Source organism: Corynebacterium pseudodiphtheriticum DSM 44287 (assembly GCF_000688415.1).
GTDB lineage: Bacteria > Actinomycetota > Actinomycetes > Mycobacteriales > Mycobacteriaceae > Corynebacterium > Corynebacterium pseudodiphtheriticum.
Genome location: NZ_JIAH01000008.1, coordinates 15482 through 36544 on the forward strand (window position 1 = coordinate 15482; position 21063 = coordinate 36544).

General features: G+C 54.9%; 17 protein-coding genes and 1 tRNA gene. 7 read left to right on the forward strand and 11 right to left on the reverse strand.

The genetic code is table 11. The annotated features are described in order from the left end of the window. Positions 1 to 116 precede the first annotated feature (116 nt). Positions 117 to 1799 carry an AbgT family transporter gene (locus O146_RS0106300; protein ID WP_027017971.1) on the forward strand — a complete coding sequence of 561 codons (1683 nt, stop codon included), beginning with the start codon at positions 117 to 119 and terminating at the stop codon, positions 1797 to 1799. On the opposite strand, the gene prfB is transcribed toward O146_RS0106300, so the two are convergent. Continuing rightward, entirely contained in the window at positions 1796 to 2941 is a 1146-nt protein-coding gene (gene prfB / locus O146_RS0106305; RefSeq protein WP_021353697.1) for a peptide chain release factor 2, read from the reverse strand. The genes O146_RS0106300 and prfB overlap by 4 nt on opposite strands. Positions 2942 to 3133: 192 nt before the next feature. Between prfB and O146_RS0106310 the strand changes: the two genes are divergently transcribed. Together O146_RS0106310 and hisN are read left to right on the forward strand one after the other, a co-directional pair. Then, positions 3134 to 4042 carry an inositol monophosphatase family protein gene (locus tag O146_RS0106310; protein WP_021353696.1) on the forward strand — a complete coding sequence of 303 codons (909 nt, stop codon included), beginning with the start codon at positions 3134 to 3136 and terminating at the stop codon, positions 4040 to 4042. Next, on the forward strand, positions 4035 to 4859 hold the full coding sequence (gene hisN, locus O146_RS0106315) for a histidinol-phosphatase (protein WP_051619303.1): 825 nt from the start codon (positions 4035 to 4037) through the stop codon (positions 4857 to 4859). Before O146_RS0106310 ends, hisN begins: the two co-directional genes overlap by 8 nt. 75 nt (positions 4860 to 4934) lie before the next feature. Here the strand turns inward: hisN and O146_RS11315 are convergent, their stop codons facing one another. The 3 genes from O146_RS11315 to O146_RS0106330 form a co-directional block, all read right to left on the reverse strand. After that, positions 4935 to 6257 (reverse strand): S1 family peptidase, encoded by a 1323-nt coding sequence (locus O146_RS11315; RefSeq protein ID WP_244266813.1) that lies wholly within the window; start codon positions 6255 to 6257, stop codon positions 4935 to 4937. A 197-nt stretch (positions 6258 to 6454) separates the two neighbouring features. Continuing rightward, positions 6455 to 7024 carry a VanZ family protein gene (locus tag O146_RS0106325; RefSeq protein ID WP_035000635.1) on the reverse strand — a complete coding sequence of 190 codons (570 nt, stop codon included), beginning with the start codon at positions 7022 to 7024 and terminating at the stop codon, positions 6455 to 6457. After that, positions 7024 to 7893, reverse strand: coding sequence for a mechanosensitive ion channel family protein (locus O146_RS0106330; protein WP_244266814.1), 870 nt, complete (start codon positions 7891 to 7893; stop codon positions 7024 to 7026). Before O146_RS0106330 ends, O146_RS0106325 begins: the two co-directional genes overlap by 1 nt. A gap of 35 nt (positions 7894 to 7928) precedes the next feature. Between O146_RS0106330 and O146_RS0106335 the strand changes: the two genes are divergently transcribed. Beyond that, complete coding sequence (locus O146_RS0106335; protein ID WP_021353691.1) at positions 7929 to 8414, forward strand: DUF488 domain-containing protein; 486 nt, start codon at positions 7929 to 7931, stop codon at positions 8412 to 8414. Between the two features lie 42 nt (positions 8415 to 8456). On the opposite strand, the gene O146_RS0106340 is transcribed toward O146_RS0106335, so the two are convergent. The 6 genes from O146_RS0106340 to O146_RS0106365 form a co-directional block, all read right to left on the reverse strand. Next, positions 8457 to 10136, reverse strand: a complete 1680-nt coding sequence (locus O146_RS0106340; protein ID WP_021353690.1) for a urocanate hydratase — start codon at positions 10134 to 10136, stop codon at positions 8457 to 8459. Positions 10137 to 10260: 124 nt separating this feature from the next. Next, a complete protein-coding gene (locus O146_RS0106345; RefSeq protein ID WP_021353689.1) occupies positions 10261 to 11007 on the reverse strand; it encodes an IclR family transcriptional regulator in 747 nt (248 codons plus the stop codon). Positions 11008 to 11029: 22 nt separating this feature from the next. After that, complete coding sequence (locus tag O146_RS0106350; RefSeq protein WP_021353688.1) at positions 11030 to 12388, reverse strand: YjiH family protein; 1359 nt, start codon at positions 12386 to 12388, stop codon at positions 11030 to 11032. Between the two features lie 425 nt (positions 12389 to 12813). Continuing rightward, positions 12814 to 13413, reverse strand: coding sequence for a LysE family translocator (locus tag O146_RS11320; protein ID WP_021353686.1), 600 nt, complete (start codon positions 13411 to 13413; stop codon positions 12814 to 12816). Between the two features lie 134 nt (positions 13414 to 13547). Beyond that, positions 13548 to 13624: transfer RNA gene (locus tag O146_RS0106360), tRNA-Met, on the reverse strand. A 203-nt stretch (positions 13625 to 13827) separates the two neighbouring features. Further along, positions 13828 to 16806 carry a UPF0182 family protein gene (locus tag O146_RS0106365; protein ID WP_035000648.1) on the reverse strand — a complete coding sequence of 993 codons (2979 nt, stop codon included), beginning with the start codon at positions 16804 to 16806 and terminating at the stop codon, positions 13828 to 13830. A 145-nt stretch (positions 16807 to 16951) separates the two neighbouring features. On the opposite strand from O146_RS0106365, the gene O146_RS0106370 reads away from it, so the two are divergent. Both O146_RS0106370 and O146_RS11325 read left to right on the forward strand, forming a co-directional pair. Further along, positions 16952 to 17578 (forward strand): PPA1309 family protein, encoded by a 627-nt coding sequence (locus O146_RS0106370; RefSeq protein WP_021353684.1) that lies wholly within the window; start codon positions 16952 to 16954, stop codon positions 17576 to 17578. A 144-nt stretch (positions 17579 to 17722) separates the two neighbouring features. Beyond that, positions 17723 to 18382, forward strand: a complete 660-nt coding sequence (locus tag O146_RS11325; protein WP_155896242.1) for a beta-N-acetylglucosaminidase — start codon at positions 17723 to 17725, stop codon at positions 18380 to 18382. Positions 18383 to 18408: 26 nt separating this feature from the next. Here O146_RS11325 and O146_RS0106380 read toward each other — a convergent pair whose 3' ends face one another. Next, positions 18409 to 19521 carry a YlbL family protein gene (locus O146_RS0106380; protein ID WP_021353682.1) on the reverse strand — a complete coding sequence of 371 codons (1113 nt, stop codon included), beginning with the start codon at positions 19519 to 19521 and terminating at the stop codon, positions 18409 to 18411. A 90-nt stretch (positions 19522 to 19611) separates the two neighbouring features. Between O146_RS0106380 and O146_RS0106385 the strand changes: the two genes are divergently transcribed. Further along, positions 19612 to 21030 (forward strand): zinc-dependent metalloprotease, encoded by a 1419-nt coding sequence (locus tag O146_RS0106385; RefSeq protein WP_027017978.1) that lies wholly within the window; start codon positions 19612 to 19614, stop codon positions 21028 to 21030. The last annotated feature ends 33 nt before the right edge of the window (positions 21031 to 21063 follow it).

Sequence of the window (21063 nt, forward strand, 5' to 3'; positions counted from 1 at the left end):
GCAGCCCCTGGACAAGTTTCCCTCAGTCCAGATATCGTGAGACGGATCACCAACCAGGTGGTTTCAGAATAATCTCAGAAAACCGGCAGTCAGACCAACCACAGATTGGCCACGCAATGAACACTACTGCTCCTCATAAAAACGCCACAAAGAAAAAAGAAAATCAGACTGCCGCCGATAGCGGCGACAAGACAACTGGATCCGCGGGAGGGTTCCTCGGGCTGATCGAAAAGATCGGCAACAAACTACCAAACCCATTCTGGCTCTTCGTCATCCTTGCCGGCATCGTCGCGTTGTCCAGCTGGCTTGGATCCACACTGGGAATGAAAGCAACCCAGCCTGATTCCGGGGAAATCGTTGCAGTTCAAAATCTGCTGACAACCGAAGGTATCCAACGCATGGTTACCGAGGCTGTCGATAACTTCACCAGCTTCCCGCCGTTGGGCGTGATCCTGACAGTGATGCTCGGTGTAGCTGTTGCGGAACATTCCGGACTGCTCAGCGCCCTGGTGCGGTCCATGGTCGCCAAAGTCGGGCCAAAGGTCTTGACCTTTACGCTAGCTTTGGCCGGTGTCACCGGTTCCGTAGCGTCCGACGCGGTTTATGTCATTTTGATTCCGCTAGGCGCAATGTCTTTCCACGCCCTCGGACGCTCTCCCATTGTGGGCGCGATGGTGGCATTCGCAGCCTCCTCGGCGGGTTTCAACTCCTCGCTCATCCTCAACATCACTGACTTGCTACTAGCAAGCATTTCCACCCCAGCAGCACAGCTTGTCGACGAAAACTACGACGTATCGCCTCTGGCAAATATCTTCTTCGTCATCCCCTCCGCAATCGTGCTCGCTTTGATCATCACGGCTGTCACTGAACTGTTCGTGAATAAACGTGCACACGATCTGGTAGATCACGACAAAATTGACTACTCCGAAGTCTCCTTCGACAATGCCGCCGGAGCTAGCAATACATCTGGGGCGGACGAGTCTGCCGACTCTGCCGGCAACAACGAAAACAACAGTAACCAGCTCAAGCTCGCTGCCCATGAGAAAGCTGGGTTGCGCGCCACCGGCATCGCTTTATTGCTGATGCTCCTGGCATATTTTGCTTTGCTGTTTATCCCCGGCTCACCTCTGGCTGGACCTGACGGGGAAATCATGGATTCACCCCTGATCCGCGCTATCGCAGTTCCAATAGCCGGCATGTTCTTCCTGTGCGGCATTGTTTACGGCCTGGTAGCCAAATCCATCACCAGCTCTGCTGATATCCCAGATTTCATGGCCGCCGGTTTAAAAACCATGCTGCCCATGATCGTGCTGTTTTTTGCGGTAGCACAGTTTTTAGCTTGGTTCGAATGGTCTAACCTCGGCGTCTGGACCGCGATTACCGGTTCTGAATTACTCGAACGCGCAGATCTGCCACCAATTCTGCTTTTTGCCGGCGTTGTTGCATTAGTAGCGCTACTGAACCTATTCATCACTTCAGGCTCAGCGCAATGGGCGCTGATGGCACCAGTCCTCGTCCCCATGCTGATGTACGTCGGTACTGCACCAGAAGTCACCCAGATGCTGTTCCGCATCGGGGACAGCCCGACAAATATCATCACGCCGATGTCGCCATACTTTGCGCTGGCACTCACCTTCTTGCAGCGCTACTACAAGCGTTCCGGAGTAGGTACGCTGATGTCGCTGGCGCTCCCCTACTCAATCGCAATGATCATTGGCTGGTTTATCTTCTTTCTGATCTGGTATTTCCTGGGCATCCCGCTGGGGCCAGGATCACCGATGGAATATCCTGCCAACTAGTCCGCAGCAGCGTCATCGCTGCTTGTCTCCCCTGCATCCGACATACGCCAACGGATGGCAGCTTCTAAGAAGCCATCTAAATCACCATCAAGCACCTTGCCCGGGTCCCCAACTTCATAGTTGGTCCGTAAATCTTTCACCATCTGGTACGGGTGCAGGACATAAGAACGCATCTGGTTACCCCACGAAGCATTTCCTCCCGCGCCGAGCGCATCCAGCTCGGCGCGTTCTTCTTGCCGCTTGCGCTCCAACAATTTCGCTTGCAGCACACGCATGGCTGAGGCTTTGTTTTGAATCTGAGATTTCTCGTTCTGACAGGTCACGACGATTCCAGTAGGTAGGTGCGTCAGACGAACCGCCGAGTCCGTAGTATTCACCGACTGGCCACCCGGCCCCGAGGAACGATAGACATCAGTGCGGATCTCAGAATCCGGAACCTCGATGGAATCTGTTTGTTCTACAACCGGCAGCACTTCGACTTCGGCGAAAGAGGTTTGCCGCCGCGCCTGGTTATCGAACGGCGAGATTCGCACCAAACGGTGTGCGCCTTGTTCTACCGACAGGGTTCCATACATGTACTGGCCGTGCACAACGAAAGTCGCAGACTTAATACCGGCTTCTTCAGCATAGGAGACATCATAAATTTCGACTTTATGGCCCTTCCGCTCCGCCCAACGGATATACATGCGCATCAACATTTCGGCCCAATCTGCAGCGTCCACGCCACCGGCGCCGGAACGGATACTGATCACAGCTTCCCGCTCGTCGTATTCTCCCCCCAGCAGCGTGGTGATCTCCATCGCGTGGATATCTTCTTGCAACCCCGCTAATTCTTCATCGGCAGCGAGCATGGCCGCCTCGTCTCCACCTGCGGCGGCTTCTTCGTCGGCAAGCTCGTACAACACCGGAATATCGTCAAGACGCTGACTTAGGTCGGACAGCTTACGTAGTTTCGCCTGATTAGCCGACAATTCTGAGGTGATCTGCTGTGCATGCGCAGGATCGTCCCAAAGACTCGGATCAGCAGCTTTATCCTCTAGCTCACGCACCCGTTCTTTGAGGTGCTCCGGGTCCACGACCTGCTCGATTGAGGCCAGCGTGGTGGTGAGCTCTTTGACTACAGCTGCTTTATCCGATCGCATAACTTTCCAGCCTACTCAATGATTCTGGTTGCTCAATCATGCTGGCTATTCACTCATGTTGGTTGCTCAGCTGCTCAACCCAACACGCTGCAGTAAACAACAGAAAAACTAGCAATAACCAAAAACAACGCAGATCAGCAACGTTGGAAACCGAAATTTTCCGTTGCACGCTTTTCAGGCAAAATAGATGATATGAATTCGCCTGCTGATTCTACGTCCGATTCCACTTCCGACGCGCACTCCGCTCACGATCCACAAGTGGAACTCGATAAAGCCATCGACGCCACCGCCAAAGCTTTCATGGTTGCCCACGTCAGCGATGATGACGGACAACTGGCCCAGGCGTTAGTTCTCAACGCCGGGCGCATTGCCTGGCGCTTGCGGGAAAAGGGCTTGGAACAAGACACCAAGACCTCAATCTCGGATGTAGTGACCAATGCAGATCGTGCAGCCGAGCGTTTTATCGCCGCGGTATTAGAAGGAATCCGGGCAGAAGACGGCATCGTCGGCGAGGAAGGCACCCAAACCCGCAGCCGCTCCGGGCGTAATTGGGTCATTGACCCAGTCGACGGGACCTACAACTTCGCTTCCGGTTCAGACTACTGGTGTTCCGCGCTGGCTTTAGTACGCGGAGCTGTAGATGATCCAGACGAGATTATTGCTGCTGCCGTGCACCGCCCAGCAATGGGATATACCTGGTTTTCCGGATCCGGGCTACGCACGACTCGCGATGGCAAAGAACTAGCGCCGATCGACGATCGCACTCTGGACAAATCTTGTGTGGGCACCTACCTACACCCGACCTGCATGAACAAGGAACCTACCCAACGCGCGTGGCATTCTGTGCTTAGCAACGTCGCCACTCTACGAATGCTTGGCGCAGGATCTGTCGATCTGGCGTCGGTCGCTGATGGCACTCTGCACGCTTGGATGCAGCATTCGGTTCCTGCTTGGGATTGGCTCCCAGGGAAAGCACTGGTAGAAGGCGCAGGCGGGGCCACCGCGATCCAATTTGCAGGCGGGGTTCGCTGGCACATCGCAGGAAATCAACGCACCGTCGCGGAAATCGTGGACATACTGAAAGGCACCGACCATGACTAACCCAGTCTCGGAATCCCGTGTGGAAACCAGCACCGGCTCCGCCTACGCCGAAGACCTCGCACTCGCACTTGAGCTCGCCGATCGCGCGGATGGCATCACGCTGCACCGTTTTAACTCCGCCGACCTGCGCGTGCAATCAAAGCCGGATATGACGCCGGTCAGCGACGCCGATATTGCCTGCGAGGAGATGCTACGCGAACAATTGGGCGGCGCCCGCCACAAAGATGCCATTCTTGGCGAGGAAATGGGTGGCACCCCGGTCTTTTCTGGACGACAGTGGGTCATCGACCCCATCGATGGCACCAAAAACTACGTTCGTGGCGTCCCCGTGTGGGCGACGTTGATTGCTTTGCTTGTCGACGGCGAGCCTGTCGTCGGAGTTGTCTCTGCCCCAGCTCTAGGCCGACGGTGGTACGCGGCCAAAGACCACGGTGCTTTCCGACGCGTATTTGCCGGTGAACCGGATCCATTATCGGTTTCTGAGGTGCGCGATTTAGGCGACGCGTCAATGTCGTTTTCTTCTCTGGCCGGTTGGCAGGAACGAGACAAGCTCAACGACTTCGTGGAATTGAGTGACAAAACCTGGCGACTGCGTGGATTTGGTGACTTCTGGTCTTACTGCCTAGTAGCCGAGGGGGCAGTCGATGCCGCTGCGGAACCAGAAGTATCGCTGTGGGATTTAGCAGCGCTGGACATCATCGTGCGTGAAGCCGGTGGGATTTTCACCAGCCTTGATGGCAAGCGAGGCCCACACGGCGGCTCGGCGGTGGCCACGAATGGTCACCTGCACGAATCCGTGTTGGGCCTTCTGGGTTAATACAGACTGGGTGAGCCAAGCAAGATCTTGTGTTGCCACGCTACCGCGCGGTGCAGTCTTAAGACTGCACCGCCTTTAGTTTTCCGGCAACTGGAAACCGGCTCCTACCCCACCTTGTGCATTGAGATCAGCAAAAAGGGTGTTGGCATCAGTAGCCATGGTTGGTACATGCACGAACCCTTGCAATGGGCTCCGGCAGGATAGATCCAGCCCGGTCGGATTCGCACCACCAGAAATCACTCCTACCAAGCGGTTGCCAGTCAGGAGCGGCCCACCGGAGTCTCCCAGGCTCGCGCATACCTGATTGAACTGAATGCCCTGAACCGCACCGTAGTGAATACCGCAGGTATAACCAGTGGCCACGCCGTTCTTGCACACTTGTTCACCGAAATGCGGGCCATCTGCTATCTCGTCGATGGTGACATTGTTATAACTGCGCGTGACCTCAGCATTGGAACCAAATTCGATCACAGAATAGTCGTGCCGCTCATTGGAAGCGACGATGGTACCGGAATTACCCACTTGCCAGGAGTCACCCGAAGCAACATATTCGCCTTCTCTACCACAGTGTCCGGCAGTAATACCTACCTTGCGGCCTTGTGCATCAGTGCCGGCAACCGCGAGCGTGCAGACTCCTGAGTCACCGACAAATAGTGGCGTACCTGGGCCATACAAAGATTTTCCCTGTGCGAGGTATTCATTTGATTCTTCCGGAATACGAGGCGCATCAAACCAAGATCCGGGAACTCGGTGCAAAATGAAATCCTCGGTGGGCTTGCCCGCCAGGATCTTCGACAGCGGGTCATTAACCCAGCGCATATTAGGATCCACTGCCGGGTTTTCGATAATCGCCGGGCGCTCGCCGATGCCGTCATAAGCTGTGCCGACGCTTGCACCTGTGTCTGCGTCGACAGCTGACTCGTCGACATGAGTTTCGTCGGCAGCGTACGCATTACCAGAGGTTTGGCGGGTGGAAATCTGTTCAACGGACTTTGACTCGTTTGCCGACGACTGCGGGCGCTGCGGGCTCCGATGCTGAGGTAGCACGCTGGCGATCTGCTGGTCGATAGCATTGGTGATCTCTCGGTCTAGCTCCGGGGTTTGAATCCCCCACTGCTGTAACTGGCCACGGGCGTTATCGACGAATCCGGCAGAATCAACCATTGGACCTTCTTCGATGGTCTTGCGGACCTCGTGATACGCCCAGGCGCGCTGATCCCAAGGTTCGGCGTGCGCGGTGGCAGCTCCTGTTACTAGGCCGGTCACACACGTTGCCGCAGACGCAATGATGGCGGTGAACTTCCGCTTCCCGCTACTGCGCGTGTTCACCGACTGTGTGCTTGTCTGCTGTGTTTCACGGTATTGTGCTGCTCGCTGCGCCGCTGGTCGTCCTCGCACGAATCATCCTCTATTCTGCTCGCTCAGGGTAATTCTTTTCTGCCTCATGGTGGCATGCTCATGGTGGCATGGAGTTCCAGTAATCTGGTGGGAATTAATCAGGTCGTTGGATGATAGTTACCAAACGTTTATTACCTGTGAGCGCGAGCTGGGAGAACACTTTTTGTTCACTGCACGCACCACCCCCATACGTGCAGTTAGTCCACGATCTTTTCCGGATCACCGAGCCGCTCGCCAAGCCCCACCAGCACAGCAAAAACCGCAGCCAAAGCCAGCGAAACGCCTGACCAGAACGGGTACAACTTGGGCCCAGCTGCCTTCGCTAACAACGCGCCGAGAAACCCGCCCAGAGTGTTGGAGAGGAGATCATCAGTAGAGCTTCGTCCGATAGAAAATGCGTATTGTGCTATTTCGATACTGAAACTGCACAGCGCAGCCAGTACGGCGACTTTCCATACGCTTGCCCACCCAGTCCGCGGTCCACCGCGCACTCGGTTGCTTCCCCCGCGCGAACTTCCCATGGAAAGCACGATAAACAACAACGCACCAAAGGGAATGAATAAAGCGGTATTACCACCATATTCGAACACACTGAGGAACCAGTTCGATGACGAGCGCCAGACATCGAGTGGTTCCAGAATGATTTCACGCACCCGTTGGTTGTCTGGGTCCCAGAGATAACCGATCTGATAGAAGCTTTTCAGCAGAGTTAAGGCAATGATAACTACCAGCCAAGCTAGAAATGCGATTCGGTGCAGGTTTTTCATTAGTCGTTATTGCCGTTTTCTGGGCTGCGGGCGGAAATCTGCGATTGTTGCAGCTGTGCTGAGTGCCCGCGCAAAGCTTCCAGCCCTGTCGTCGCCAAGGGAATTTCTTCCCGGCGCATTGCTTCGAGCACCGCGAAGATCACTGCATCGGTGGCCTCGCGGGATTCTAGCCGCGTGGACCCAGACCAGAATAATAATTCGAGGCTGACGGTTTCGGTGCCGACTTCGAGGTAATACGCAGTTGGTGCAGGATCGTGCAACACGCATTCCACCGAATCCATCGCTGCAATCGCGGTGTTTTTGGCTTTGGCGAGATCAGCGTTGGTAGCTATATCAATCACCACCCGGGCACGGATGGTTTCAAATCCGGTCTGCACGATGACTTCTCCCGAATGCATGAGCGTATTCGGGATAACGACGAGCTGGCCGTCGAAACGTCTAATGCTTGTGGAACTGAGGTAAATATAAGTGATGGTCCCGGCGTTATCACCCACCTGCACCTGATCACCGACGCGGAATTGATCACGCGCGAGGATCATGATGCCAGCAAACATGTTGCCCAGCACCGTCTGAAAGGCAATACCGGCAGCGATGGAAACGACACCAATGCCGCCGAGAATATCAACCGGGTTAATCGAGGGAAAAACCACCGTCATGGCGGCAGAAAAGGCCAGCACGGCGATGATCCAGAACACCAAACGGCCGAACACCCTGCGTGAACTGTGTACTCTACCGCGTACTCGCAAATAAAGGCGTGTGATAGCAGTTGCAACGGCTGCGATGACAAGACCAATCAGCAGCGTAATAAAACCACGGAATACCCCATCCCACGTAATAGTGCGGATGAGTTCTTCACCAGGTGCATTCACGCCGAGTCCATTCACACTTCACTATCTTAGAAGCCATGAGCTTAGAAAATCGAGTAACTAATCCCGACGGATCCATCACGGCGGTTCCTGTTGCCAGCTATCCGGTGCGTAGGCATGAGATCCTCTTATTCCGTGTCTTCGACGTGCGCGGTGAACAGGGCGGTGAGGGGACGGCACGCCCGGCAGCGTTTTCGGTGCTGGCCGACCGGCTGTGGCCGCGCGGGATCAGCAAAGAAGATCTGCAGCCAGACCTGTGGGAGAAACAGCTGTGCCCGTCGAAAGAACTCCGGGAAGAGTTCCACGACGGGCTGTCTTTCGACGAATTCAGCCAGCGCTACAGGTCCGAGCTAGACCAGCGAGCTGCCAATGGCGAGCTTGCCGACGCCATGACGACCTTGTCTAAAGCAGCGGGGCAAGGAAATATCGCGCTACTGTTCGCCGGCAAGGACACTGAGCACACCCATGCTCGTGTCCTGGCGCAATGGTTGGTGGAAGCAGTCAGTGCAGACGCAGATTCTTAATTCACGAATTGCGTATTGCGTGTTGTTCCACACGCCTGAGCTTTAGTCTTCGCGGGACTTAAATGGGGTCGGAATCCGCACACCGCGCTCTTCTGCGACTTCATTAGCCCGGTTGTAACCAGCATCGACGTGGCGGATCACACCCATCGCAGGGTCGTTGGTCAACACAGCTTCCAGCTTCTTCGCGGCCAGCTCCGTACCATCAGCGACCGTGACCTGGCCACAGTGGATGGAACGGCCCATACCAACGCCGCCACCGTGGTGCAGGGACACCCACGTGGCACCGCCGGAGGTTGCGGTCAGCGCGTTGAGCAGCGGCCAGTCAGCAACAGCGTCGGTACCGTCCAACATGCCTTCGGTTTCGCGGTATGGCGAGGCTACCGAACCAGAGTCCAAGTGGTCACGGCCAATAACGATCGGCGCTTTGACCTTGCCTTCTGCTACCAGCTTGTTGAACAGCAAACCTGCCTTGTGGCGCTCGCCGTATCCCAACCAGCAGATACGTGCTGGCAGGCCTTCAAATTCCACGTATTCATCGGCAGCATCCAGCCAGTTGTGCAGGTGCTCGTTTTCTGGGAACAGTTCCTTGATGGCCTGGTCGGTGACCTTGATATCCTCTGGATCTCCGGAAAGCGCCACCCAGCGGAATGGTCCCAGCCCTTCACAGAACAATGGCCGGATATATGCCGGGACGAAGCCTGGGAATTCAAATGCGCGATTATAGCCAGCATGTCGGGCCTCGTCACGAATGGAGTTGCCGTAGTCGAAGACTTCAGCACCTTCATCCTGGAATTCGACCATCGCTTGCACCTGAGCCGCCATCGATTCGCGTGCTTTCTTGGTAAAAGTCTGCGGGTCAGCCTTCGCCTCGCGGTGCCATTCGTCGACTGAGTGCTCCACCGGCAGGTAGGACAACGGATCGTGCGCGGAAGTCTGGTCTGTCACAATGTCGACTGTGAGCTCGCCTGCGCGGTGTCGCTTGAGCATCTCTGGGAAGATTTCGGCAGCATTGCCGACGACACCAATGGTCAGCGCGCGTTTTTCTGCTTTGGCCTGGTTAGCCATCTCGATGGCTTCATCCAGCGAGGTGGTGACCTCATCCAGGTAGCGCTTGCCTTGTCGACGTTTCAAACGGGTCTCATCAACATCGGCAATGATGCACACACCACCATTGAGTTTGACGGCTAGCGGCTGCGCACCGCCCATACCGCCGCACCCACCGGTCAAAGTCAGGGTTCCAGCCAAGGTGTCGTTGAAACGCTTGGTGGCAACCGCAGCGAACGTTTCGTAGGTACCCTGCAAGATTCCCTGGGTGGCAATATAGATCCAGGAACCTGCGGTCATCTGGCCGTACATCATTAGGCCTTCAGATTCCAGCTTGCGGAAGTGCTCCCAGTTGGCCCAGTCACCCACCAGGTTGGAGTTAGCAATCAGCACACGTGGAGCCCATTCATTGGTACGCAGCACGCCGACAGGCTTACCGGATTGCACCAGCAAGGTCTCATCAGATTCCAGGTCCTTAAGCACATCAACGATGGCATCGAAGGATTCCCAATTACGGGCAGCTTTACCAGTACCGCCATAAACCACGAGATCTTCCGGACGCTCTGCAACCTCGGGGTCCAGGTTGTTCATCAACATGCGCAGCGGAGCTTCCGTCTGCCACGATTTTGCGGACAATTCGGTTCCGCGTGGGGCGCGAATTTCACGGGGTTGCGACATAGTGGTGGGTATCCTTTCACTCAAACACTTCGTTCTTGCTGTTTAATTTAGAAGTTTTCTAGATCACAAAACAGGGACTTGCCGACGGTTATGTCTGAAATACGAGACGGATATGTGCCGCGGGTTATCCCGGATTGCCATACATGCGTGATGAAATGTCGCGCGCAGCAGAACTCAGGTGATCTCGTAATTGTTCGAATTGCCCAGCACGCAAGCTATCCACCGGATACGTCACTGCCAACGCCGCCGCGGGACGCTGCAAATGATCCAACACCGGCACCGCAACACTGGCCTGCCCCCTGCTTACTTCTTGCACTTCCACATCAAATCCGCGTTCGCGGACGTCGGCAAGATGTTTTTGAAACGCTCCCCAGCCTTCGGCGGCATCCGACGCCGAGTAAACCGCACGGTATTCCGTTTCCGGCAAGTGCGCGAGCATAGCTCTCCCAGAAGCCGTGCCCACCGCTGGCAAGCGGACCCCCACCTGACTAATCAACGACACCGCCCGCGCAGCACGCGTTTCCTGCAAATACACAATCTCAGTGGCAGACAAGCGGGATAAGTGCCCCGATCCGCCTGCCAAACTGGCGGCTTTATCCAGGTATTTCTGACTTAATCGCACCAAAGGCTGCTGGGTCGTATAGGCATTTGCCATGGAATACGCAGCCAGGCCGAGACCATAGGTGCGTTCACCAGAAAGGTGGACAACAAAGCCAGCCTCGACCATCTCCGATAACAGGTGGTATGTGGTCGAACGCGGAATACCCAGTTCACGATGGATGCGCGCTGCGGAAATCGGCACATCGATGGTAGAAAGCAACCGCAAAATATCTAGCGTGTGGCGTGCTGCGGGAACCTGCGGGGAATTCATGTTTTCAGACTAACGAATGGTGCTACAACAACAGATACGCAATCGGGGTGGCGATAAGAATCGTCAGCGCCACGCGTTCAAACCAGATGATGACGATAGCAGTCAGGGAAATCGGGATACGGGTAGCCATGATGCATGGAATAAGTGCAGAGAAGAAAATGATCATCGAGATAGAAACCACGCCGACAACGAACTTCGCCACCAGATCTTCCGCGCCTGCCATGCTGGCCGCAGGCAGGAACATTTCTGCAATACCAGTAGCCATCGCCTGGCTGGCATCCATGGTTTCTGGCAGGCGCACGATCCAAGCGAACGGGTAGAACAGATAGCCGATCCACTCAAACACCGGGGTGAATCGCTCCAGCAAAATGCCACCCAGGCCAACCGAGAGAATCGACGGCACGATGGCACCAGCCATCTTGACTCCATCCACGAAGCTATCGCGCACCGCCCGCCACAGGCTAGGGGCATTTTCCAAGGTATAGAGAGCCTCATGCCAAGCGGCTTTAACCCGACTGCCACTGACTTCTGTTTCTGGTTCTGGAGTCGCGCCCTCGTGATAATCATCCGGAATACGCGACAACGGCGGAATACGTACGGTGATTGCGGTGACCAGGAAAGTAACGACTAGCGTGACGAAAAAGAACGTGGTCCAAATTTCCATGAGGCCGAGTGCATTAGCGACGATGACCATGAACGCTGCGGAGACCGTCGAAAAGCCGGTGGCAATAATGGCGGCTTCTTTCGCGGTATAGCCACCTCGCTGATAGACGCGGTCTGTGATCAAGATGCCCAGCGAATACGAGCCAACGAACGAAGCCACCGCGTCGATAGCCGAACGGCCCGGGGTTTTCCACAGCGGACGCATAATCGGCTGCATAAGTACGCCGATAAATTCCAAGAAGCCATAACTGACCAGCAACGCGAGGAACGCCGAGCCAATCGGAACAATCAACCCGACCGGAGTGGCAATCTTTTCCCAGAGAAATGGCACCATGTCTTCGTCGCCAAGCACCCACGGCAGCGCATCCAACACCGCCAGCACCGCGATGATAAAACCGATGACATTCGTGACGACGAAAATCGCAGCGAGCGTGCCTTCTTTCCAGTTTTGGTTATAGATGGAACGAACAACACCAAAACCGGCCAGAGCCAGGATGATCCACGGAACGATGGCGGGCACACTGTCCCGCACGATCGTAACCATGTGGTCGAGCGGGATCGAGCTTTTGTCTTGATAGGTCAGTGGGAAGAAAAAGACGAATGCACCAATGGCGCTGTAGACAAACAATCGCCAGATATTTTTCGGGACCGGCGGGTCAGTGTGCCCAACGCTTGGCACGTTGGTGACGTGCTTCGGTTCTGGAATGGTCGGCGACACGGCTATTCCCCTTTTGCTCTACAGCTGGACTCAGCAGCTGGTTACTCGTTACTACACGTTCACTGTTTCCGCGTCACATGCCGACTGTTGTGCGGGATAGATCAACGGAATAAGTGATACCGATAACATTAGTTTTTGTTGAACAGTGTGAGCAAGACAATACAAAGGGTGCAAGTCTGGGATCACAGATTTTCGGAGGCTACGGCGTCGCCGCCAGTGTCATCGCCGTCCGGTTCCAATTGGTGGAATAAATCCAGGCTCCACCAACGATTGGGATACTGCCCCCGGACGAGGTTGAAAGCGCGTTGTGGCAACAAGCTGAGTCCCGGGAAATAATGGAAAAACAAGGAAAATGCCTAAAAGTCGCAGTGTCTGAGATATCAGGATTGATATGAAGAACACGCATAGTTTTTCCTTTTTATTGTTTAGACAAGTTCGAAGAAATAGAAGACACCAATAGAAATGAAGACAATGCCAGGCAGAAAACGAACAGAAGGAATTCGGGCCAGAGGCGAATTCACTGCTGCTTTCAACAGCACGGACATCATGAGAAATACCAGCAGAGTCACCACTAGCAGAAGGCCGAGAACCAGGGATTTCTGGCTGAATTCTGTGTAATGGCTCATCATTTGAGTAAAGAAAGAGGTAAAGAAAACCAATGCCTTTGGATTCGAAATGTTGGTGACAAAACCCAATCGAAGCGACTTAGCCCATGCACCGGTCCCTAGCGATCGCGCCGAAGGAATCGATTCTGCCACCACTTGGTCGCTATGATTGCTTGCTGGCCTTGCTGCATCACGGAGAGCCAGAACACCCAATATCACGAGAACCACGCAGCCGACCATCGGTAGCACAACTCGCAGAGTAGGAACAGCGACCAACAACGCTTCGATACCAACCAGCGAGAGCACTGACCACACTGCTACTCCCAGCGCAGCGCCGAGAGCCGTCCAGAACCCCGCACGCAGACCATACCGCGAGGTTTGCAGGCCGATAGAAATAATATCGGGCCCCGGCATCGCCATAACAAGGGCCCAACTAAGAAAATCAGCTAGCACTCTCGTCTCCCTTGGCTCTTGTTGAGCTCCACGCGGTGAGAAAATCAGATATACGAAAAATCCCCAGCAGCGCTAGGCGCCACTGGGGGTCCGTTGAATATTGGTAGCGGGGACAAGATTCGAACTTGCGACCTCTGGGTTATGAGCCCAGCGAGCTACCGAGCTGCTCCACCCCGCGTCGGATGATATTCAATTCATCTGCCAGCTGAAGGCCTCCGCTTTCGCGGACCTTCGCGATCTCTCGCTTGCTGACATCATGTAACTATACATACCATCGCTAGATATACCAAATCCCGCCATGCGCTGGGCACACAGCGGGATTATCAACGATCTCGCGAGCAATATCTTACTGACGTTGCATCGCTGCCAATCGTGGTATCGCTAGTTCTGCGACTGGTAGTTTTCCACCGCACGGTCCAAGCGATCCAGCGCACGTCCGTATTCCTCGAAGGAACCATCCCGCGCCTTCTCCAGATCACGGAGAGCATCATTAATAGCGTCGACGCCTTGGCCACTAGCTGGCGGGGTTGGACCAGAACGATCCGCAGAATCGCGATCCGAGTCAGCATCTTTGTCGCTGGAAGCCGAAGCACCAGCCTCTGCAGTATCAGCCGCATCAGCATCATCGGAGGAACCACGGGAACTGTCCTCGTCACCATCGACCAGGTCGATATCCTGTGCCGCCTGTGAGTCGATGCCTACCTGTTCCAGCGCCTCACCAATAGTTGGTGCATAACCAATGCGGCCCTTGTAAGAAACCAACACACGCAGCAGCTTCGGGAAGGCCGAATCTTGGTCTTTACGCTCGGCGTAAATCGGCTCCAAGTAGAGGATTTCACCGCCGCCTACCGGCAAAGTCAGCAAGTTACCGTTGTAGAGCTCGTTCGTGCGCTCCCACAGACCACGGTCACCAGCAACCTGGTCAGACGACATCATCGCATCCTGCGCCTGGCGCGGACCTTGCGTCTGCGTATTCGTCGGCAAGACACGCACGGTGATGTCACCGTAGTTTTCCGGATCCGAAGACACCGTCATGTGCGCCGACAGGAATTCACGCTCCAAACCACGGAACGGAGTAACCATCTGGAAGCTGGACTTGTCCGGGTTTTCTGGGTCCGCAGCCATCACGTAATACGGAGGCTGCGGCAACTCCTGGGATTCCGGCTGGGTTGGGTCCAGAGGAACCGACCAGAAAGCATCGTTGGAGAAGTAAACGCCTGGGTCATCCACGTGGTAGCGCGCGAGCAAGTTGCGCTGCACCTTGAAGATATCTTCTGGGTAGCGGAAATGTGCACGCAGCTCATCAGAAATCTCGGATTCATCCTTCACGGTGTCCGGGAATACTCCGCGCCACGCATCCAATACCGGGTCTTCGGTATCAAACTCGTACAGCTCCACGGTGCCGTCGTAGGCATCCACGGTGGCTTTCACCGAGTTCCGGATATAACCAATACGGTCGTTAATCAAACGCTGCTCGGTGCCATCCGGGTTCAGTGCGTCGCGAGTGGCCTGCGACAACGACATCTCCGTGCTGTAGGGCATCGCATCCAAGGTGGTGTAGCCATCCACGATCCACTTGATCTTGCCGTCGACCACAGCCGGGTAGGTGTGCGAATCGGTGGTCAACCATGGGGCGACCTTTTCGACGCGGGCACGTGGGTCGCGGTCATACAGAATCTTCGATTCTGCACCAACACGGTCCGACAGTAGGAAGTTCATCTCCTGGTATTTCGCGGCATAGATCGCACGCGTGAACCAGTTGCCAATACCTACCCCGCCTTCACCGGTGTAGGTATACGACGAAGAATCAGTGTCGTATTCCACGTCGTTGCCAGTGCCTCCAACAATTGCGTAGTCCAGACCCTCTTGGGCCGAGGCAATGACCGGGCCGTAGTACACACGCGGCTGATCCACCTTGATGCCGAGTTCTTCAGCATCTTCGTCCTCGGCACGGGAAGCCAAGGTCTGCAAGTCAGAAACCGTGTATACCGGGAAACCACCACGGGTGGAACCAGCGGATTCTGCGGCTTCGTTGATGGTATTGGCTTGCGCTGCTACGAAACCGTTGCCATGGGTGTATACAGTGTGGCGGTTAATCCAAGAACGCTGGTTTTCCCGTAGTGCATTCGGATCCAACTCACGAGCGGCCACCACGAAATCACGCTGTTCCCCGTCGATCTCATAGCGGTCCATGGACAACACATCAGGGAAACCGTAGAAGTTACGCAGTTGTTGTTGCTGGGTAAACGTCGGCGCCAAAATGTCTGGATCGAGCAGACGCAGGTTGGAAATGGTGTTTTCGTCTGCAGCGACGTCGTCATCAGAGACTTCTTCCGCGCCCCAGTTCGTTTCATACTCCACGTTGGTTTCATCGATGTTGTAGGCGAAACGGGTAGCCTCGATATTGCGCTCAATCGATTGCGCTTCTTTCAGCGCGCGGTTCGGCTGCACAGAGAACTGCTCCATCAGCATCGGCCATGCAGTACCAACAGCGATAGAGGTCACCAGCATCAGCACCACGGCCAGGCCGGGGATGCGCAGATCCTTGATCACGACAGCCATGAAGAATGCGACGGCCACCAGCGCAGAAACCACAATCAGAATGATCTTGGCCGGCAAATCTGCATGCAGGTTGGTAAACGAAGCACCAGCGAAAATATCGTGCTGGTTAAACAAAATGGTGTAGCGATCCAAGAAGTAGCTGGCAACCTGCACTAGCATCCACAAACCGGCAATAACGGCTAATTGAATGCGCGCAGGCTTCGATACCGAGCCCTTTACCCCCGCTGCCTGGCTACCAACGCGGATCCCACCCAGGATGTAATAGCCCACCAGCGAGAGCACAAAGCTGATGATCAAAAGCACGCTTAGCGAGGACACCAGAATATTCAACAGTGGCAGGTTAAAGGCATAAAATCCCAGATCCATACCGAATTCTGCGTCTTCACGGCCAAAATCACCGCCGTTTAAAAACAACAGAACCGTGCGCCAGTAGGCCTGGCCCATGAACCCTGCCGCGAGTGCGATAATCAACGGTGCACCATAGAGGAATTTGCGCATCGTCGCAGCAATGGAATCTCGGTACTGGTACACCGGCGAATTGACATCCGCCATCGAGACATCGCTCGGACGGTTCTTCCAGGTAAGCCAGCTAATCAAGAAGGTTACAAGACCCGCGACGATACCGAAGGCGAAAAACAGGATGATGCGGGTGATAATCGCAGTGGTATAAACCCCACGGAAATCAACCTCACCAAACCATTGCCAGTCGGTATACAGTGACACCGCGAGCGGGCCGACCGCGAAGAGCACCACGATAATACCCACGAGCCACGATAAAATTCGCGGCGGTTTACGCAGATTAGTTGACGGTTGGTTAAGGCTGCTAGCCAAGTCCAACTCCTTTAAAATAATCGAAAATGGAAAGCGTTATAGTGATCTAGCTTAGGCAATAGTCGACCGAAACAAAAGCACTAGCCAATCGAAGAAAAAGGACGAATTTCTGATGAATACGCAGCAGATAACTCAGCCAATGCTTAATCGCGCGATGATGGAAGCCGTCGACTTCATTCACCCAGAAGGCTGGGACTGCCCGCCGACGCTTTTCGCCTTGGTGCCCACTAGTTTGCTCGCCCAACACGCAGTGGACGTCGACGACGACTCTCCCCTAACCCTCGTTGTGCAAGATGACCTGCCGAGCAATATTGAACCCGGCTCCGAGCACCTGGCCGACTATGTCTCGCGAGTTATCTGGCCAGACAACGTCGTCGGTGCGGTTTTGGCACAAGAGATCAAGTTCAAGGACACAGCAGATTCACAGAGTTCGAAGCCACGGCCTGCGCGCCTATTTTCCGGCGTGATCCGGGAAGAATTCGCCGCCACCAATAATTCGGATTTCGTGGTCGACGAATTGCTTGTCGACGACGCCGACGACTCCGGCGACGCGCAGACCACAGGAACAGAAGGTATAGAGCAGACCTTGCTACAGTTACGCCCTACCGAAGAAGAGCTTGCCGACGCCGGCCCGTTCGCCGAAGACGATATCCAGCTTCGCGGTGGCCCTGGTATTGCTCCTGGTGTTATCGCCGCCTTGCGGCATGGCTTAGACCAAAATGGTAGTGGCGTACTCTAAAGTCTCAATAGTCACAATAGTCTCAACCAGAGATTGAAAGTTTTGCCGAACCCGGGAGTTGTCGTGTCCGCCATCTTTTCTGCTCGCACTTTTCGCACGCGAGCTGTCACACTCGCAGCCAGTGCAGCCCTACCACTAGCACTCGTGTCTTGCTCTTCCGAAGGCGGCAACTCCGATAATTCGGCACACCCAGGAACCTCCACCACCACTACTACTGCTGCAACATCAAGCAGCACCACTTCGGGTAGCGAAACCACGACCAGTAGCACGTCGACAAGCAATACAACCAACACTGCTTCTACCAGCACTGCACATACCAGCACCACTGGCGCAGAAGGATCTGCTGCAAGCAGCGCCGGAGTCGCGGCAGACAAATCCCCTGCCTCGACCGGAACTTCGACGCAATCTGCACAATCTAGCAACCCCGTAGAACTACCGGAATCAGTAGAAAATGCCTACGAAATTTTCGGTTCCTTGGTTCCACGGTCCTTATTCGAAGAATTCGACACCTGCGAGGCCGTCGGCATGCAAAGCTACTACAACTGCACCGGGGCTTCGGTGGGACAATTCCAATTCACTGAATCAAAATCCAAGGCTGTCTCTACGCTGCAAACGCTAACCGAGCTGCGCACCTCACAGGTCGTGGACGATTCCGGTGACCGTGTCGTCGGTTGGTCCTCGTTGGGTTCCACGGTGATCATCACGGTGGTAAGCACGGAATCCGGCCTGGTTATGCAGCACATGATTTCTGGTGATGCGGAAGAACCAGAGCAAAAAATCAAAGAATTAGGGTTGGCAAACTAGCTAATTCCCCTGGCAGAAATCGGCTTTTATAGCTCCGCCGCGCAGGTCTCGACTTCACCACCGTGGGCAAAGGCATCCATCGCCGCAATGGCATCATCCAGGGTGTCAACTTTCGCGATAACCATGTCTCCGTGATCGGCGCGAACGGCTTCCGCACAGTTTTCTGTGGGCGCCAAAAACAATTCTGCACCCACCTCGTGTGATTTCGCTACCTTGTGCGCAATCCCTCCAATAGGCCCGACCTTTGAACTAGCAGAGATAGTTCCCGTACCAGCGACGAACTTCCCGCCTGTGAGGTCATCCTCGCTGAGCTTGTCAATCACTGCCAAGGAAAAAATCATGCCTGCCGACGGACCACCCACATCTTGCAAGTTATACGTGACATTAATGTCAGCATCCGGGACCGAGGTCATGGTAATTCCCAGCAATGCCTCGCCCTTAGCATGTGGATTTTCTAAAAGTTCGACATCTTCGTCGTGTTTTTCACCATCACGCTCAAACTCCAAACGGATAGTTTCTCCCGGCTTATGCGAACGCACCGCGTTTTGCACATCTTCGGGAGCAATTACCTTGTGACCGTCGACTTTCACTAGTATGTCGCCGTCGGCAAGCTGCTTGGCACCGGCAGAAATGTCCAATACTTGGGCAATTGCGGTGCGCGTCGGAATATCCAAATAGTTCAACGCCGCCACCGTGGCCGCATCTTCCGAAGCCGTAAACGCTGCCTCGTTTTGTTCCTGGAATTGCTCACGATTGGTGCCTGGCGGATAAATTTTCTCGATCGGCACAATCGTGTCACCAGACCCGATCCACCGCCCAAAAGCTTGTGCAACAGTCATATTGGTGCGCACGGAAACCGTCGTCATGTTCAGGTTACCTGCAGGGGTTTCGTCCACCGTAAAATCTTCACCTGCTTCAACAGCAACCACCGGGGTTCCGCTGACCTCACTCAAAGTATTAAACGTGGGACCTTTACCTTCAGCGGCATAAGGAACCGCCAAGGAGATATTGGTGCCGGGAATATGGTCCATGCTAACCAATGCACCGAGGATGACCACAGGAACGGCCCCCAACGCAACCGAGCCCAATCCAGGTTTTTTCGTGGTGTCAGCATCGTTCTTCTTGGCAGCATCATTCACGACTCACAGACTACCCTGTTCGCTGTCAGCGTTGCGATTTCCAGAGCCTGCCACAAGCGAAGCCGCCGACATCTTCTGTAAGTTGGAGACATGACTAACGGATTCGGATTTTCCTTTCCCAACAGTGGCAACGGTGATGACGACGATGACCGTAACCACAACAGGCACGGTGGCGCCGGTGGTCTCGGCGATATGCTGAACCAATTCGGCCAGATGCTGTCTGGCATGGGCTCGTCGATGAACAACAGCAGCGACGATTCCCCAGTCAATTACGACATGGCCAAGCGCATCGCCGGCCAGCAAATCAAATCTGCAACAAAAATTTCTACCCAAGACACCAAAGCGGTAGAAGAAGCAGTCCGGCTAGCCGAACTGTGGTTAGACGATTCCACCAACTTGCCGACGTCAGAAAACCGGATGGTTGCCTGGAACGCCGAAGACTGGCTACAGCAGACTCTTCCGATATGGAAACGCTTTGTTGATCCAGTAGCCAAGCACATGAACAAGGCCCAGCTGGATTCGATACCAGAAGAAGCCCGGCAGATGATGGGCCCAATGTCGAACATGATGGGCCAGCTTTCCGGAATGAACTTCGGCATGCAGTTAGGCCATGCGTTGGGTGATCTTGCACAACAGGCGCTAACAGGTTCGGACTTCGGCTTGCCGGTTGCACCGACAGGCACCACAGCGATTTTGCCGCATAACATCCAATCCGTCGCGCGCGATCTCAACGTGAAAGGCCAGGAAGTTTTGGTCTACATCGCCGCACGAGAAGTTGCCCGCCAGCGCCTGTTCAAACATGTACCGTGGTTGAGTGAGCGTCTAGTGTCTTCCGTCGAGGAATATGCAGTGGGCTTAGTTATCGATACCAGCCATATCGAAGAGGCCGCGCGTGATCTGAACCTGGAATCCGGTGACCCGCAAGCAATTCAAAACGCGATGCAGAATCTGCAGGGCATGGACTTGTCCCCTCGGATCACCTCACGCAACACTGCGGCTGTCGCGCGCTTGGAAACCTTATTGGCTCTTATCGAGGGCTGGGTCGAATTCATCGTTGGCGAAGCGCTACAGGACCGTATTCCTTCTACCCAGGCCATGGCCGAAGCATGGCGTCGCCGCCGCGCTTCCGGGGGATCAGCAGAAAAAGCCTTTGAAAAAGTTGTTGGTATTGAACTTAGCGCACCGCGAGTAACCGACGCTGCGGAGTTGTGGCGCCGTTCCACCGTTGCAGTGGGCATCGATCGGCGGGACTCGGTTTGGGAACACCCAGACTTTTTGCCGCAACCAGAGCACTTGGATAATCCTGCCGCATTCATCGATGGTTTATTAGATGACAGTGACGACCAGGAATTCGAGGCCGAGTTCGCGAAGCTGGAAGAGATGCTGCGCAGTGAGGACGTCAAAGAAAACGGCAACGCAGAAAACAATAGCACCGAAAACAACGGTGCTGAAAACAGCGGCGACGGTACCGATTCTGAGGGAAACAACGACCAAGACGGTTCACGCTAATATGGTGTGAGTTAGACCGCACAACTCTCGGGG

What these genes read in the sequence shown, in the direction of transcription:
- O146_RS11320 (WP_021353686.1), bottom strand. Translation starts at nt 13,413, where the DNA reads ATGGCGATGCCGGGGCCCGATATTATTTCTATCGGCCTGCAAACCTCG.
- O146_RS0106385 (WP_027017978.1), top strand. Translation starts at nt 19,612, where the DNA reads ATGACTAACGGATTCGGATTTTCCTTTCCCAACAGTGGCAACGGTGAT.
- O146_RS0106340 (WP_021353690.1), bottom strand. Translation starts at nt 10,136, where the DNA reads ATGTCGCAACCCCGTGAAATTCGCGCCCCACGCGGAACCGAATTGTCC.
- O146_RS0106310 (WP_021353696.1), top strand. Translation starts at nt 3,134, where the DNA reads ATGAATTCGCCTGCTGATTCTACGTCCGATTCCACTTCCGACGCGCAC.
- O146_RS0106335 (WP_021353691.1), top strand. Translation starts at nt 7,929, where the DNA reads ATGAGCTTAGAAAATCGAGTAACTAATCCCGACGGATCCATCACGGCG.
- prfB (WP_021353697.1), bottom strand. Translation starts at nt 2,941, where the DNA reads ATGCGATCGGATAAAGCAGCTGTAGTCAAAGAGCTCACCACCACGCTG.
- O146_RS0106325 (WP_035000635.1), bottom strand. Translation starts at nt 7,024, where the DNA reads ATGAAAAACCTGCACCGAATCGCATTTCTAGCTTGGCTGGTAGTTATC.
- hisN (WP_051619303.1), top strand. Translation starts at nt 4,035, where the DNA reads ATGACTAACCCAGTCTCGGAATCCCGTGTGGAAACCAGCACCGGCTCC.
- O146_RS0106370 (WP_021353684.1), top strand. Translation starts at nt 16,952, where the DNA reads ATGAATACGCAGCAGATAACTCAGCCAATGCTTAATCGCGCGATGATG.
- O146_RS0106300 (WP_027017971.1), top strand. Translation starts at nt 117, where the DNA reads ATGAACACTACTGCTCCTCATAAAAACGCCACAAAGAAAAAAGAAAAT.
- O146_RS0106345 (WP_021353689.1), bottom strand. Translation starts at nt 11,007, where the DNA reads ATGAATTCCCCGCAGGTTCCCGCAGCACGCCACACGCTAGATATTTTG.